The 15,170-nt window shown below is 71.7% G+C and carries 12 protein-coding genes; 4 read left to right on the top strand and 8 right to left on the bottom strand.

Going from position 1 to position 15,170, the window contains the following annotated elements:
• Nucleotides 1-57 precede the first annotated feature (57 nt).
• On the top strand, nt 58-915 hold the full coding sequence (locus OQ02_RS23715; protein ID WP_156077246.1) for a hypothetical protein: 858 nt from the start codon (nt 58-60) through the stop codon (nt 913-915).
• Nucleotides 912-2,597, top strand: a complete 1,686-nt coding sequence (locus OQ02_RS23720; RefSeq protein ID WP_033440748.1) for a serine/threonine-protein kinase — start codon at nt 912-914, stop codon at nt 2,595-2,597. The genes OQ02_RS23715 and OQ02_RS23720 overlap by 4 nt, the downstream gene beginning before the upstream one ends.
• Before the next feature lie 14 nt (nt 2,598-2,611).
• Here the strand turns inward: OQ02_RS23720 and OQ02_RS23725 are convergent, their stop codons facing one another.
• The 7 genes from OQ02_RS23725 to tkt all read right to left on the bottom strand — a co-directional run bounded on the left by OQ02_RS23725 (nt 2,612) and on the right by tkt (nt 12,458).
• Entirely contained in the window at nt 2,612-3,889 is a 1,278-nt protein-coding gene (locus OQ02_RS23725) for a sensor histidine kinase (RefSeq protein ID WP_081915886.1), read from the bottom strand.
• A 235-nt stretch (nt 3,890-4,124) separates the two neighbouring features.
• Nucleotides 4,125-4,895 carry a 6-phosphogluconolactonase gene (gene pgl / locus OQ02_RS23730; RefSeq protein WP_033440749.1) on the bottom strand — a complete coding sequence of 257 codons (771 nt, stop codon included), beginning with the start codon at nt 4,893-4,895 and terminating at the stop codon, nt 4,125-4,127.
• Nucleotides 4,892-6,052: a glucose-6-phosphate dehydrogenase assembly protein OpcA gene (gene opcA, locus OQ02_RS23735; RefSeq protein ID WP_033440750.1), complete on the bottom strand. Its 1,161-nt coding sequence runs from the start codon at nt 6,050-6,052 to the stop codon at nt 4,892-4,894. The genes pgl and opcA overlap by 4 nt, the downstream gene beginning before the upstream one ends.
• Nucleotides 6,049-7,539, bottom strand: a complete 1,491-nt coding sequence (gene zwf, locus OQ02_RS23740) for a glucose-6-phosphate dehydrogenase (RefSeq protein ID WP_051772722.1) — start codon at nt 7,537-7,539, stop codon at nt 6,049-6,051. Before zwf ends, opcA begins: the two co-directional genes overlap by 4 nt.
• A 47-nt stretch (nt 7,540-7,586) precedes the next feature.
• Nucleotides 7,587-9,203, bottom strand: a complete 1,617-nt coding sequence (locus tag OQ02_RS23745; RefSeq protein ID WP_033440752.1) for a glucose-6-phosphate isomerase — start codon at nt 9,201-9,203, stop codon at nt 7,587-7,589.
• A gap of 31 nt (nt 9,204-9,234) precedes the next feature.
• On the bottom strand, nt 9,235-10,347 hold the full coding sequence (gene tal / locus OQ02_RS23750) for a transaldolase (RefSeq protein ID WP_033440753.1): 1,113 nt from the start codon (nt 10,345-10,347) through the stop codon (nt 9,235-9,237).
• 20 nt (nt 10,348-10,367) lie between these two features.
• Nucleotides 10,368-12,458 (bottom strand): transketolase, encoded by a 2,091-nt coding sequence (gene tkt / locus OQ02_RS23755; protein ID WP_033440754.1) that lies wholly within the window; start codon nt 12,456-12,458, stop codon nt 10,368-10,370.
• Nucleotides 12,459-12,712: 254 nt separating this feature from the next.
• On the opposite strand from tkt, the gene OQ02_RS23760 reads away from it, so the two are divergent.
• Nucleotides 12,713-13,636, top strand: coding sequence for a heme o synthase (locus tag OQ02_RS23760; RefSeq protein WP_051772715.1), 924 nt, complete (start codon nt 12,713-12,715; stop codon nt 13,634-13,636).
• 31 nt (nt 13,637-13,667) lie between these two features.
• The gene (locus OQ02_RS23765; protein WP_033440755.1) at nt 13,668-14,492 is read left to right on the top strand and encodes a hypothetical protein; all 825 of its coding nucleotides are present in this window, start codon (nt 13,668-13,670) and stop codon (nt 14,490-14,492) included.
• On the opposite strand, the gene OQ02_RS23770 is transcribed toward OQ02_RS23765, so the two are convergent.
• Complete coding sequence (locus OQ02_RS23770; protein ID WP_033440756.1) at nt 14,489-15,139, bottom strand: HD family phosphohydrolase; 651 nt, start codon at nt 15,137-15,139, stop codon at nt 14,489-14,491. The two genes, OQ02_RS23765 and OQ02_RS23770, sit on opposite strands and share 4 nt — an antisense overlap.
• Between the last annotated feature and the right edge of the window lie 31 nt (nt 15,140-15,170).

The raw sequence follows: 15,170 nt of genomic DNA on the forward strand, positions 1-15,170 counted from the left end.
TGCCGATCGCATGCCCGACTCCCGGACTAGTCCGCTACCCACCGACGAGGTGTCCTTGTGAGACGCATTATGAGCAGCGTCGGTTTACTGCTCCTGTGCGGGATCTTCCTGGGCGTCGGCCCGGCAGCCGCCGCGGGTGACGAGGTCACCATCGACGTCACTGTGGACGGCACCCCGGTGGGTGACGACGAGCTGCTGCTCGACCCCACCGGTTCCTCCCGCATCGCGGTGACCGTCCACAACGGAACGGACACCACCCGGCACGTCAAGACGATCAGGTTGTCCGGCACGGCGTTGGCGCTGACGTTCTTCGCCTACGACACGACGGTCCCGTTCGAAGTGCCGGCGAAGCAGAGCGTCACCCGCGGGTTCGCGCTCGACCTCGGCCAGCTCGGCGAGCAGGCGACCGGTCTGCTGCCGACCGAGCTGGAGGTGCTGGCCGCCGACCGCGACGTGATCGCGTCGATCGGCACGACCGGTGACGTGCGCGGGTCGATCTGGTCGGTGTACGGGGTGTTCGGGCTGGCCGTGTTCGGGTTGACCGTGCTGGCGTGGGCGGGCGCGTTGTTCGCGTTGGCGCGGCGCCGGCTGCCGGCGAACCGGTGGCAGCGCGCGATGCGGTTCCTGCCGGCCGGCGTCGGCACCGGGCTGGTCGCGGTGATCTCGCTGTCCGTGCTGCGGATCATGGCGCCGTCACCGGCCGCCGAGATCCCGTTCATCCTCGGCGCGGCGGCGGGTGCGTTCGTCCTCGGCTACCTGACACCGCACCCGAACGCCGACGACCTTCCCGACCTGCCTCACGCCGCACCTCCGCCGCCTTCGCCTCCGGTCGAGCAGCAGTACGCGAACACGCCGTTCGTCGACCCGGACTCGACCCAGCGCATCACGCGGCCGTTGCCCGGCGGTGGGGCGTGACGGTGTCCGCGAACGTCGTCGCGGCGTTGCCGCAGTACGACATCGGCGCGCAGATCGGGCGCGGCGGCATGGGGGTCGTGTACGCGGGCGTGCACCGGCCGTTGGGGCGTCCGGTGGCGGTCAAGCGGCTGCCGGGGGTGTTGGCGGAGGACGAGCGGATGAGCGCCCGGTTCGCGCACGAGGCGCGGTTGCTGGCGCGGCTCGACCACCCGCACATCGTGCCCGTGTACGACTACGTCCAGGACCGCGGCGAGCACCTCCTGGTGATGGAGAAGCTCGACGGTGGCACGGTGTGGTCGAAGTTCACCGACGCCGGTGTGACCCCGGCGCAGACGTGCGCGTTCGGCCTGGCGATGCTCTCAGGTCTCCACGCCGCGCACGGCGCCGGGGTGCTGCACCTGGACGTGAAGCCGAAGAACCTGCTGTTCACGGCGGGCGGTGTGCTGAAGGTCGCCGACTTCGGCATCTCGCAGGTGGTGAGCGAGGGCGCGACGCTCGTGACGCACGCCGGCCAGGTCCTCGGCACGCCCGCCTACCTGTCACCGGAGCAGGCCCTGGGCAACCCCCTGAGCCCGGCCGCCGACGTCTACGGCGCCGCGACGGTGTTGTACGAACTGCTGAGCGGCCGGCTGCCGTTCGACAGCGGCGGCGGTGCGCTGGCGATGATCCAGCGGCACGTGTACCAGCAGCCGCGCCCCCTGGTCGAGGTGCCGGAGCCACTGGCCCGCGTGATCATGCGCGGCCTGGAACGCGACCCCCGGTCCCGCTACCGCAACGCGGAGACGTTCGCGGTGGACCTCGCCGCCGCGGCCGCGGCCCTGTTCGGCCCGGACTGGCTGCTCCGACTGGGAACCCCGGTCCACCTGTCACCCCAAGTCGCCGCCTCGGTGACCCGCCCGCCCACCACGTCCTCAGCGCCGCGCGAAACCCTGAACACCCCGGTCCGCGCGACCTTGACCGACTCGCCGTCCACGCCGCCCGTGCAGTTGGGCGCGCAGACCCTGGTTCCGGCGTCCCAGGTCCTGGCGTCACCCAAACCCGCCCGCTGGTTCACGCTCGCCGCGGCCCTCGCCGCTGCGCTGATGCTCGCCGTCCCCTTCACCGTCTCCGACCGCGACCTGCCGGTGCTCCACGCCGACCTGAGCAAGCCGGTCGAGGTGCCGGCGGTCACCGGCGACCCGGCGACCGCACGGCTGGCGGTGACGGCCGCCGGAATCACCCTGGCCGAAGTACCCGCCGTGCCCCCGTCGGCGGCCGGCGCGGGCGCACAGCCCGGTACCCCGGTGCCGTTGACGTTCGAGCTTCCCGGCGCGAGCCGCTGGATCGTGGGCGGCGCGGCGGTGGCCACGGTGACCGCCGACGGCAAGTCGCAGGAGTACTCGCTCCAGCCGGACACCCACCCGTTGGTCAGCATCATGGGCGCGGGGAGCGTGGTGCTGCTGCTGTTCGCGCTCGCGTACCTGGAGTCGATCCTGCGGTCGCTGCGACGGCGTCAGGCGGGCACGGGCGCGGTGGTCGTGGCGGCGCCGTTGGGCTTCGGGCTCGGGGTTGCGGTGTGGCTCTTGCCGTCCGTGCTGCTGCGCCACACGCCTGACGTGTGGCCGGCGCTGGTGTGCGGTGGGCTGGGCGTGGCGGCGGCCGTGTGCACGGCCGTGGCCACCCGCCGGGCAGCCCTTCGCTAGGCCCGCGCGGCCCGTCAGGTGGTCAGTGGCCTGACCAGGGGGAACGTGACCTTGAGCGCGAAGCCGCCGCCGTCGGTCGGCCCGGCTTCGAACTCGCCGTCCAGCAGCGCCGCCCGCTCCCGCAACCCGACCAGCCCGTGACCGCCGCTGGGCAGCGTTCCGCACTCGCGCTGCCCGTCGGGGGCCTCGTTCCGCACCTCCACCCGCAGCTCGTCGGCCTCCGCCACCACGAACACCGACGTCACCGCACCACCGGCGTGCTTCCGCACGTTCGTCAACGCCTCCTGCACCGTCCGGTACACCGCACCGGACACCGGCGCCGGCAGGTCGTCCACCGGACCGCGCACCGTCAACGTCGCCGGAATCCCCGCGCTGCTGACCAACTGCGGCAAGTCCGCCACCCGGGGCTGGGGGGAGTCGTCGCCGCTCGTGGTCCGCAGCACGCTCACCAGCTGCCGCAGCTCGTCCAACGTCCGCGTGCTCAGCATCCGGATCGTCCCCGCCACCTGCTTGGCGTTCGGATCGGCCGCCGCCATCCGCAGCGCGCCCGCCTGCATCGCGATCAGGCTCACCTGGTGCGACACCACGTCGTGCATCTCCCGCGCCAACCTGGCCCGCTCGTCCGCCCGCACCGCGTGCGCGTGCAGCAGCCGCTCCCGCTCGCGACTCGCCGCCAGCTCCGTGATCCGCGCCGACAACTCCTCGCGCGCGTGCGCCAGCAACCCGATCGCGATGGGCATCCCCGCCACGATGCACCCGTAGATCGCATCGTGCACGTGCGTCTTCCAGTCCAACGCCAGGAAGTCGCCCGGAGGCCACAGGAAGAACCGGCTCAACCACACCAGACCGGCCGCGATGTACGTCTGCCTCGACAACAGCTTCCGCCGCGCCAACGTGCCCAGCGCGATCATCGCCGCCAACTGCGCCCACCCGGCCAGGAACCCCGGCACGGCGATCAGCACCACCAGGAACGGGAACCGCCGCCGGAACGCCACCGCCGCCACGGAGACCACCGACAGCACGTAGTTGTAGGGCTCCGCCTCGGGCACGACCCGCAGCCACACGTCCAGCGCAGCGATCGCCACCGCGCCGGCGTCGAACGCCAACTGCCGGTGCCGTCCGACCAACCGCGCGAGCGCCTCCACCAAGGCAGGGCGGCGCACCCGTCCGGTCGGAACGCCGTTGACCCGACCGCTCGGCAGCCTCTCGACAGCTTTGCCGGCCAGGGTCGGACCTCCTGTGTCAGCTATCCGCCGGTCCTCACCGTACTGCGCCGTCATCACGCTTGGCATGGCTCGCCTCCCCGCCCCCGACGTGCTCGATCGACCCGCTCACCATTCGAGATGCGCTGATGACCCGGACGGGACGCGGGGCGGGCAACAAAATTGCGAGCGCGAACGTCCGATAAGCGGACATCGTGGCTGGGGGAGAGGTGGGGAGTGGGGCACGTCACCGTGAAGACGCCGCTGCCGCCGCGCCCTGGAAGCGACGGCGGCAGCGACGAGCGGTCAGAACCGGAGACGAGCATCACGCCGACGGCAGGTCCGGCACCTTCTCCGCGGCGGCCGAGTCGAGCAGCCACAGGGTGCGCCGGCGGCCGAGCGCGCCCGCGGCCGGGAGCTCGGTCTCGGCCGTGCCGGTCAGGGCCGAGGCCACGGCGTCCGCCTTGGCCGTTCCGGTCGTCATCAGCCACACCTCGCGGGCCGCGCGGATCGCGGGCAGGGTGAGGCTGACGCGGGTCGGCGGGGGCTTGGGGCAGTCGCGCACCCCGACGACGCTGCGCCCGCCCTCGTGCACGGCGGGGCTGTCCGGGAAGATCGAGGCCACGTGCCCCTCCTCCCCGACACCGAGCAGGCACACGTCGAACGACGGCACGGAGCCGTGGTCCTCCGGGCGCGCGGCGGCGGCCAGGACTTCGGCGTACGCCCGGGCGGCGGCGTCCGGGTCGTCACCGAACCGGCCGTCCGACGGCTCCATCACGTGCACCCGCGACACCGGCACCGGCACGTGGTCCAGCAACGCCTCCCGTGCCTGGGTCTCGTTGCGGTCCGGGTGCCCGGAGGGCAGGAACCGCTCGTCGCCCCAGTACAAATCGACGCGGGTCCAGTCCACGGCGTCCCGGGCGGGTGTGTCGCGCAGGTTCTCCAGCACCGCGATACCGGTCCGCCCGCCGGTCAGCACCAGTGACGCCGAGCCGCGCGCGGTCTGCGCGTCGACCAGGCTGGTGACCAGGCGGGCGGCCGTGGCGGCGGCCAGCAGGTCGCCGTCGCGGTGCACCACGACCTCGGGACGGCTCACTGGCCCGCCTTGACCTTGGCCGCCTTCGGCGCGGCGGACTTCACCTGGCCGTCGGGCGAGCTGTCGGCCTTCGCCTTGCCCGACGTCCGCGCGGACGGCTTTCCCGAAGCAGGAGCCGAGGCCGGAGCGGGCGCGGGAGCCTTGCCGTCAGCCTTCACGTCCGTCTTCGTCGCGGGCTTCGCGGCAGACTTCGACGACGGCTTGGACTTGCGGGCCGCGGCGGCCTTCGGCGCGGGCCTACCGCGCACGACCTTGCCCAGCGACCGCAGCGCCGTCTCGTACACCTCGTCCGGGTCGAGCCGCCGCAGCTCCTCCGCGAGGCAGTCCCGCACCTCGCGGCGCTGCAACGCCACGCGCCGCTCCGGCTGGCCGGGCTGCCGGAGCGTGCCGACCTTCCCGTCCGGCCGGGTCAGCGACACGCCACCGGACCGCCGCTCCAGCTGCACGTCCACGATGCCCTCGCCGTGCGTGGCCTTCGAGCGCCGCACCGGCACCTTCAGGCACCCGGCCAGCCACGCGGCCAGCAGGTCGGTGGACGGCGAGTCGCTCTCACCGCTCACCTCGGCGTCGGTGACCTTCTCGTACGGCGGCAGGTCGAACGCCGACGCGAGCATGGCCCGCCACAGCGTCAGCCGCGTCCACGCCAGGTCCGTGTCACCCGGTGTGTAGGACAAGCGCCGCTGCTCCAACGCCCGGATCGGGTTCTTCTCCGCCGCCGCGTCGGTGATCCGGCGCTGCGCGAGCTGACCGATCGGGTCCGCCGCGGGCACGGCGGGCGACTCGTGCGGCCACCACGCCACCACCGGGGTGTCCGGCAGCAGCAGCGGCACGACGCAGGAAGCGCCCTCGTTGGCCAGCTCGCCGTACAGCCGCAGCACGATGACCTCGGACGCGCCCGCGTCACCGCCGACGCGGATCTGCGCGTCGAGCCGGGGAGCGGCCTTGCGCGCGCCACGCGCCACCACGATCACCCGGCACGGGTGCTCGCGGCTGGCGTCGTTCGCCGCGTCGACGGCGGCCTCCGTCTTGGAGCCGTCGTCGGTGACGATGACCAGCGTCAGCACCCGGCCGAGGGTGACGGCCCCGCCTTCCTCGCGCAGCTGCACGAGCTTGCTGTTGACCTGCGACGTGGTGGTCGAGGGCAGGTCGATGATCACGGACGCCTCCAGTGCCTGCCGGTGCGGGCCAGCATCTCGTCCGCCGACGCCGGCCCCCAGGTGCCTGCCTTGTACTTCTCCGGGACGCCGGTGGCGGCCCAGTGCTTGAGGACCGGGTCCAGGATCTCCCAGGACAGCTCGACCTCGTCGTTCTTCGGGAACAGCGAAGGCTCGCCCAGCAGCACGTCCAGCAGCAGCCGCTCGTAGGCCTCGGGCGACGACTCGGTGAACGCGTGGCCGTAGCCGAAGTCCATCGTGACGTCCCGGACCTCCATGGTGTTGCCGGGCACCTTGGAGCCGAACCGCATGGTCACGCCCTCGTCCGGCTGCACCCGCACCACCAGGGCGTTCTGCCCCAGCTCCTCGGTCGCGGTGTCGTCGAACGGCAGGTGCGGCGCCCGCTTGAACACCACGGCCACCTCGGTGACGCGGCGACCGAGGCGCTTGCCGGTGCGCAGGTAGAACGGCACGCCGGCCCAGCGGCGGGTGTTCACCTCGCAGGTGATGGCCGCGTAGGTCTCGGTGACCGAGTCCTTGGCGAACCCGCCCTCCTCCAGCAGGCCGAGCACCTTCTGCCCGCCCTGCCAGCCGCCGGTGTACTGGCCGCGCGCGGTCGTCTCGTCGAACGGCTCGACCGGCCGCGTCGCCGACAGCACCTTCACCTTCTCGGCGCGGAGGTCGCTCGGCCGGAACGACACCGGCTCCTCCATCGCGGTCAGCGCGAGCAGCTGGAGCAGGTGGTTCTGGATCACGTCACGAGCCGCGCCGATGCCGTCGTAGTAGCCCGCGCGACCACCGAGGCCGATGTCCTCGGCCATGGTGATCTGCACGTGGTCGACGTAGTTGGCGTTCCAGATGGGCTCGTAGAGCTGGTTCGCGAAGCGCAGCGCCAGGATGTTCTGCACCGTCTCCTTGCCGAGGTAGTGGTCGATGCGGAACACCGACTCCTCGGGGAAGACCTCGTTCACGGTCTTGTTGAGCTGCTTGGCGCTGGCCAGGTCGTGGCCGAACGGCTTCTCGATGACCACCCGGCGCCACTGGCCGGGGTTGTCGGTGGGCGGCGTGGCCAGACCCGCGCGCTTGAGCTGGTTGACCACCGTGGTGAACGCGCTGGGCGGCACCGACAGGTAGAACGCGTGGTTGCCGCCGGTGCCGCGGTCGCGGTCGAGGTCGGAGAGCGTCGTGGCCAGGGTGTCGAAGGCGACGTCGTCGTCGAACGTGCCCTGGACGAACCGGATGCCCTCGGCGAGCTGGTCCCAGACGCCCTGCCGGAACGGCGTGCGCGCGTGCTCCTTGACCGCGTCGTGCACGACCTGCATGAAGTCCTGGTCGGCCCAGTCGCGGCGGGCGAAGCCGACGAGCGCGAAGCCCGGCGGCAGCAGGCCGCGGTTGGCCAGGTCGTAGATCGCGGGCATCAGCTTCTTGCGCGACAGGTCGCCCGTCACGCCGAAGATCACCAGGCCGGAGGGCCCGGCGATGCGCGGCATCCGCTTGTCGCGCGGGTCCCGCAACGGGTTGCGCTTGGTCGGCGCAGTCACGAACCATCCTCCTGGATTGCCTCGACGAGCTGCGCGAGCCCGGCGACGCGGTCGGTCAGGTGCAGGCGGAGCACCGGACGACCGCGCTCGGCGAGCACCTGACCGTCACCGAGGGCTTGGGCCAGCTGCAACGTGCTGAGGTCGTACGGCCTGCCCGGCACGTCGAGCCGCGCCTCGGACGCGCCGGTCAGCTGGAGGAACACGCCGTTCTGGTGACCGCCCTTGTGGTACTGGCCGGTCGAGTGCAGGAAGCGCGGTCCCCACCCGAAGGTGGTCTGGAGGTGCGAACGCTGCGCCAACTCCGGGCGAACGAGGGCGAACGAGGCGTCGTCGATCCGGTCGAGGTAGGCCTGGACGGACAGGTAGCCGTGCTGCGGCGCGGCGGCGACGAGCGCCTGCAACGCCTCGGCGACCGTCTTGATGTCCGCCGGGAGCCAGCCCTCGCTCGGGTAGACCTCGATCGGACCGTCCACGAAGGCCGGGTCGACGGGCGTCGCGGCGGACGCGTCCAACAAGGACCGGGACGCCTTCTTCGCGGCCTCGACGTCGGGCTGGTCGAACGGGTTGATCTCCAGCACCCGGCTCACCAGCGCGGTCGCGTACTCCCACACCAGGAACTGCGCGCCGAGCGAGCCTTCGACCGCGATGGACGACGACCCGGTGGCCGGTCCGATCGCGACGGTCGTGGCGTCCGAGCGGGCGTCCACGAAGCCGGCCGCGCCCGGACCTTCGACCACCACCGGCAGCAGGCCGGTGCCGTTCTTGCCGGTCGACTCCGCGATCAGCTGCTCGGCCCAGTCGCCGAAGCCCGCGATGCCGGACCCGGTGTCGGCGAACACGATCTTCTCCGCGCCGTGCGCGTGCGCCACGGCGAACGTGGCGGCCAGCACGACCGCCGGGTTGTCCGGCGAGTCGGCCGACACCAGCGGCGCGGCGGAGGCCGCCTCGTCCAGCAGCTTGCCGACGTCCGCGCCGGCCAGGCCCGAGGGCACCAGGCCGAACGCGGTCAGCGCCGAGTACCGGCCGCCCACGTTCGGGTCGGCCAGGAACACCCTGCGGTAGCCCGCTTCCCGGGACGCCGCCTCCAGCGGGGAGCCGGGGTCGGTCACCACGACGATCCGCGACGACGGGTCGATGCCCGCCGCCTCGAACGCCGCCTCGAAGATCCGCCGGTGGCTGTCGGTCTCGACGGTGCCGCCGGACTTCGACGACACCACCAGCACCGTGCGCTGCAAGTCGCCCGCCAACGCCTCGGCCACCTGGCCGGGGTCGGTGGTGTCGAGCACGACCAGCGGCACGCCCGCGGTGCCGGTGATCACCTCGGGCGCGAGCGACGAGCCGCCCATGCCGGCGAGGACCACGCGGTCGACGCCGTCGGCGAGCAGCTCGTCGCGCAGCGCGGTGATCTCCGCGACCAGCGGGCGGGACGTCTCGTGCAGGGTGGTCCACGCCAGTCGGATCGACGCCTCCGACTCCGCCTCGGAACCCCACAGCGTGGCGTCACCGGCGGTCAGCTTGCTCGACGCCGAATCCCGGACCAGGTCACCGATGACGGTGTCGACCTGGTCCTGGTTCGGTGTGCGGACGATCTCCACGGAGATCACCTCGGTCATCTTCAGTACCCGTCCCGATCTGGCTTCGTCGTCAGCCCTTGGCCTGGTTCAACTGTCCGGTCACCGTGTCCAGCAGCTCGGCCCACGACTTCTCGAACTTGTCGACGCCCTCGGTCTCCAGGACGACGAACACGTCGTCGAGGTCGATGCCGACGCCGACCAGCGCGTCGAAGACCTCCTGCGCCCCGGCCGCACGGCCGGTCACGGTGTCGCCCTCGATCTTGCCGTGATCGGCGACCGCGTGCAGGGTCTTCTCCGGCATCGTGTTGACCGTGTCGGCCACCACGAGCTGGTCCACGTACCGCGTGTCGGAGTACTGCGGGTCCTTCACGCCGGTGGACGCCCACAGTGGACGCTGCGCGCGGGCGCCGTCGGCGGCCAGAGCCTCCCAACGCGCACCGGTGAACGTCTCCTGGAACGCCGCGTAGGCGAGGACCGCGTTCGCGATGGCGGCCTTGCCGCGCAGCGCCGTCGCCTCAGGGGTGCCCAGCGCGTCCAGCCGCTTGTCGATCTCGCTGTCCACGCGGGACACGAAGAACGACGCGACGGAGTGGATGCCGCGCAGGTCGTGCCCGTTCGCCTTGGCCTGCTCCAGGCCCGCGACGAACGCCTCCATCACGTGCCGGTAGCGCTCGACGGAGAAGATCAGCGTCACGTTCACGCTGATGCCCTCGGCGATCACCCGGGTGATCGCGGGCAGGCCCTCGACGGTGGCCGGGATCTTCACCAGCAGGTTGGGCCGGTCCACCGCCTTGGCCAGGTCGAGGGCCTCGGCGATGGTGGCGTCGGTGTCGTTCGCGAGCCGCGGGTCGACCTCGATCGACACGCGGCCGTCGACGCCGTCGGTGGCGTTGTAGATGTCGCGGAACAGGTCGCACGCGTTGCGCACGTCCGTCGTGGTGATCTCGCGGACCGCCGCGTCGGTGTCGGCGCCGCGCGAGGCCAGCTCGCGGACCTGCTCGTCGTACGCCGTGCCCTTGGACAGGGCGCCGGCGAAGATGGTCGGGTTGGTGGTCACGCCGACGACGTGCCGGTCGGCGACGAGGCCGGCCAGGTTGCCGGTGTCCAGCCGCTCGCGCGACAGGTCGTCCAGCCAGATCGACACGCCCGCGTCGCTGAGCGCGGCCAGCGGATTGGTGGTCATCTCGTCAACTCCCTGAAGGTCTACTTGGTCCGGGCGAGCGACCGGCGGGCCGCTGCGACGACGTTCTCCGTCGTGAGGCCGAACTCGCGGAACAGGGTCTGGTAGTCCGCCGAGGCGCCGAAGTGCTCGATGGACACGATCTCGCCCGCGTCACCCGCGAACCGGTGCCACGGCTGGGCGATGCCCGCCTCCACCACCACGCGCGCCTTCACCGACGGGGGCAGCACCCCGTCGCGGTACGCCTGGTCCTGGGCGTCGAACCACTCGACGCTCGGCATGGACACCACTCGGGTGGCAACGCCCTCGGCCTCCAAGACCTTCCGGGCCTCGACCGCCATCTGGAGCTCCGAGCCGGTCGCGATCAGCACCACCTCGGGCTGACCCTCGCCCTCCAGCACGTAGCCGCCGCGGGCCACGCCCTCGGCCGCCTTCTCCTTCGTGCCTTCGAGCACCGGGATGTTCTGGCGGGTCAGCGCGAGGCCGACTGGGCCGGTCTGCTCCAGCGTCGCCTTCCAGGCGGCGGCGGTCTCGTTCGCGTCACCGGGGCGCAGCACGGCGAGGCCCGGGATGGCGCGCAACGCCGCGAGGTGCTCGATCGGCTGGTGCGTCGGGCCGTCCTCGCCCAGGCCGATGGAGTCGTGCGTCCAGACGTAGGTGACCGCGGCGTTCATGATCGCGGCCAGTCGGACGGCCGGGCGCATGTAGTCGCTGAACACCAGGAACGTGCCGCCGTACGGGCGGGTCGGGCCGTGCAGCGCGATGCCGTTGAGGATCGAGCCCATGGCGTGCTCGCGGACACCGAAGTGCAGCGTGCGGCCGTACGGCGTGGCCGACCACATCTTGGTGGAGATCTCCTCCGGACCGAAGGAGCCCTCACCCTTGATGGTGGTCAGGTTGGACTCGGCGAGGTCGGCCGAGCCGCCCCACAGCTCCGGCAGCACCGGGCCGAGCGCGGTCAGCACCTCACCGGACGCCTTGCGGGTCGGCACGCCCTTGGCGTCGGGCTCCCACGACGGCAGCGCGTCGGCCCAGCCGTCCGGCAGCCGGCGGGCGACCAGGCGGTCCAGCAGCGCCTTGCGCTCCGGGTTGGCCTCCGCCCACGCGTCGAACGACTTCTGCCACTCGGACTTGGCCGCCTCGCCGCGCTTGACCACCGAGCGCGTGTGCTCCAGCACCTCGTCGGAGACCTCGAACGTCTGCTCCGGGTCGAAGCCCAGGATGCGCTTGACCTCGGCGACCTCGTCCGCGCCCAGGGCCGCGCCGTGCGCCGCGCCGGTGTTCTGCTTGGTCGGCGCCGGGTAGCCGATGATCGTGCGCAGCAGGATGAACGACGGGCGCTGGGTCTCCGCCTTGGCGTTCTCCAGGGCTTCGAGCAGGCCGGAGACGTTCTCGCCGCCCTCGACGACCTGCACGTGCCAGCCGTAGGCCTCGTACCGCTTCGCGGTGTCCTCGGACAGCGCGATCGTGGTGTCGTCCTCGATGGAGATCTTGTTGTCGTCGTAGACGACGGTCAGGTTGCCCAGCTTCTGGGTGCCCGCGAGCGACGACGCCTCGGACGTCACGCCCTCCTCGATGTCGCCGTCGGAGGCGATCACGAAGATGTGGTGGTCGAACGGGCTCTCGCCGGCCGGGGCGTCCGGGTCGAACAGGCCGCGCTCGCGGCGGGCCGCCATCGCCATGCCGACCGCGTTGGCCAGGCCCTGGCCCAGCGGGCCGGTCGTCGTCTCGACGCCCCGCGTGTGGCCGACCTCGGGGTGACCCGGCGTCTTCGAGCCCCACGTGCGCAGCGCCTTGAGGTCGTCGAGTTCGAGGCCGTAGCCGTTGAGGAAGAGCTGCACGTACAGCGTCAGGCTGGAGTGGCCCGCGCTGAGCACGAACCGGTCGCGGCCGATCCAGTCGGCGTCGGCGGGGTCGTGCCGCATCACGCGCTGGAACAGCGCGTAGGCCAGCGGCGCGAGGCTCATGGCGGTACCCGGGTGGCCGTTGCCGACCTTCTGCACGGCGTCCGCGGCCAGGACGCGGGCGGTGTCGACCGCGCGCTTGTCCAGGTCGGTCCAGTCTTCGGGCAGGCGGGCTTCGGTCAACCGGGCGATGTCATCGGTGACGGACACTGACTTCCAGCTCCAAACTCACTAGGCGGCGGTTGTGACGGCCGGCGGTCAACTTAATCGATCCCGTCAGGCCCGATCCGCAGCTCCCAAGGTCCGCGGCCAGCCTAGTCTGACGAGCGGACACTCGTACTACTCACGCTCTGTGGGTGTACGCACAGGCAGGGTTGGTGCGTTCAGGGAGTACCCGAACGGGCTGCCCGGGGAACGCGCGGTTACGATCTGCGCACATCCCTGACCTGACGAGGAGCGACGCGATGAGTGCCGTCACCGAGGCTCCGGCGCGGTCGCCCCGGCAGGTCGTCGGCGCGTACGTGGCGCTGACCAAACCCAGGGTGATCGAACTGCTGCTGATCACCACTATCCCGGCGATGCTGCTGGCCGCCCGCGGCCTGCCGCCGCTGTGGCTGATCGCGTGCACGCTGACCGGCGGCACCCTGGCGGCCGGCTCGGCGAACGCGCTGAACTGCTACATCGACGCCGACATCGACTCGGTGATGAAGCGCACCAGCGCCCGGCCGCTGGCCAAGGACTCCATCCCGCCGCGCAACGCGCTGATCTTCGGCATCGTGCTCGGCATCGTGTCGTTCGGGTTCCTGTGGCTGACGACGAACCTCGTGTCGGCCGTGTTCGCGGTGGCCACGATCCTCTTCTACATCTTCGTCTACACGCTGGTGCTCAAGCGCCGCACCTCGCAGAACGTCATCTGGGGCGGCATGGCCGGCTGCATGCCGGTGGTCATCGGCTGGTCGTCGGTGACCGGCACGGTGGCGTGGCCCGCGCTGGTGATGTTCGGCGTGATCTTCTTCTGGACGCCGCCGCACACGTGGGCGCTCGCGATGAAGTTCAAGGAGGACTACGCGCGGGCGGGCGTGCCGATGCTGCCGGTGGTGGCGACGGCGCAGCAGGTCACGCGTCAGATCGTCATCTACTCGTGGATCACGGTCGTGTGCACGCTGCTGCTGGCACCCGTCACGTCGTGGATCTACGTCGCCGTGGCGGCGGTGTCGGGCGTGTGGTTCGCGGTGTTCGCGCACCGGCTGCACGGGGTCGTGCGGCGCGGCGGGTCGACGAACACGATGAAGTTCTTCCACCTGTCGAACCTGTACCTGATGCTCGTGTTCTGCGGCCTCGCCGTGGACGCCGTGGTCGGCCTCCCGGTCCTCGGCTGGCCCTTCTGACGGGATTTCGCCGCCGGCTAGCATGATCCCCATGTCCGAGCAGGGGGATGGGCCGGCGCCCGGAGGTCGTTCGTTCGACAAGGCGACGGTGGACCGCTGGCAGGTCTTCGGCGGCGCCGCGAGCGTGGTCGCCCTGCTCCTCTCGGTCGTCAGCGGCATCCGGAACCTCGTGCCGTTGTCGCTGCTCGCGGCCGGTGTGGTCACCGTGCTGGGCATCGGTCTCCTCTACCGCTGGGGCCGCCGCCCTCAGCGGCACGTGACCCGGCACTTCGTCCTGCCGGTCCTGATCACGGTGGTCGGGGCGGCCACGGCCGGCGTGCTCGGCGGGCTCGAACTGCGGCCCGCCGCGGGCAGCGCCGAACCCGGTGCGGACCCGTCCACGACGACCGCCGGACCCACCACCGGGTCCACCACCGAACCTGCCACCGACCCGACGACGACGACCAAGGCCGTCGCCGCCACCACCACCACCACGTCGGGCGTGGCCCGGCCGGCCGGCGGGGAGCCGTCCGTGCACCGCTCCGGGCCGGTCACGATCAGCGCCGACTTCGCGATCGACCTCGACTCCACCGGCGAGAACGGCGGGGTCACCGACGACATCTCCGAGAAGGTCGACTTCCGGTACGACAAGATCCTCGGGATCAGGGCCGACCACTTCCTCCTGCTGCCCGGCACGCCGAGCTACCAGGAGTGCGTGTCCGGCACCGGTCGCATCGCGGAGGCGTCCCAGAGCGACGTCGACCCCGGCGAGTCCTTCTGCGTGAAGACCTCCGAGGGCCGGTGGGCGAGGTTGGCCGTGGTCGAGTCCGACCGGGCCGCCCTCAAGTTCGACGTGGTCGTCTGGAACAAGCCCTAGGGCATCGCCGACAGCAGCTCGTTCACCGTCGGGTCGTCCAGCGACTCCACGATGCACGACCACAGCTCCAGGTTCGCCGTGGCCCACCGCGAGTAGGTGGCCGCCGCCTCCGGGTCGTAGAAGTAGTACCCCTCGTCGTGCTTGTCCCGCTGCTCGCCGACGATCTTGTGCGCCAGCTCCTTGAGCGTGATCCCGTTCTCTTCGAGGTACTTGGGCGCGAGCACCACCGGCGTCACCGGCAGCGCCTTGAACAGGGTGTCCGCGTCGGACAGGGCCTGCGCCTCCAGCGAGATGTCGCGGTGGCGGGTGCGCATCTCGGCCTCCTCGACCACCTCGTCGACCCGGGCCGCGGCGCAGTCGGGCACGCCCGCGCGGGTCAGGATGTCCAGCCTCAACCACCGGCCGTCCACCGGCAGTGAGTTGCGCCGGACCATGTAGTTGACGTCGTGGACCAGTGCGGCCACCTCGACCAGCGGGACGTCCGAACCGTTCCGCCGGGCGAAGTGGACGGCCTTGTCCCGCACGAAGCTGACGTGGTGCCAGCCGTGGAACTGCAGTTTCGCGGCGAGGTCGCGGCACAGCCGCCACACCTCGTGCTCCACCTCGGAGATCGCCCGCGCCGTGACGCCACTGGTGACAGTGCTCATTGGACCCTCCCGTTCCGGGTGGGCCGATGGT

Origin of the sequence: Saccharothrix sp. NRRL B-16314, assembly GCF_000716595.1 — a bacterium.
In the GTDB taxonomy this organism is placed as follows: Bacteria; Actinomycetota; Actinomycetes; order Mycobacteriales; family Pseudonocardiaceae; genus Actinosynnema.

Coding starts and splice junctions, on each gene's coding strand:
- OQ02_RS23760 (WP_051772715.1), top strand. CDS start 12,713: ATGAGTGCCGTCACCGAGGCTCCGGCGCGGTCGCCCCGGCAGGTCGTC.
- OQ02_RS23745 (WP_033440752.1), bottom strand. CDS start 9,203: ATGACCGAGGTGATCTCCGTGGAGATCGTCCGCACACCGAACCAGGAC.
- OQ02_RS23765 (WP_033440755.1), top strand. CDS start 13,668: ATGTCCGAGCAGGGGGATGGGCCGGCGCCCGGAGGTCGTTCGTTCGAC.
- zwf (WP_051772722.1), bottom strand. CDS start 7,539: ATGCCGCGCATCGCCGGGCCCTCCGGCCTGGTGATCTTCGGCGTGACG.
- OQ02_RS23770 (WP_033440756.1), bottom strand. CDS start 15,139: ATGAGCACTGTCACCAGTGGCGTCACGGCGCGGGCGATCTCCGAGGTG.
- tal (WP_033440753.1), bottom strand. CDS start 10,347: ATGACCACCAATCCGCTGGCCGCGCTCAGCGACGCGGGCGTGTCGATC.
- OQ02_RS23725 (WP_081915886.1), bottom strand. CDS start 3,889: ATGCCAAGCGTGATGACGGCGCAGTACGGTGAGGACCGGCGGATAGCT.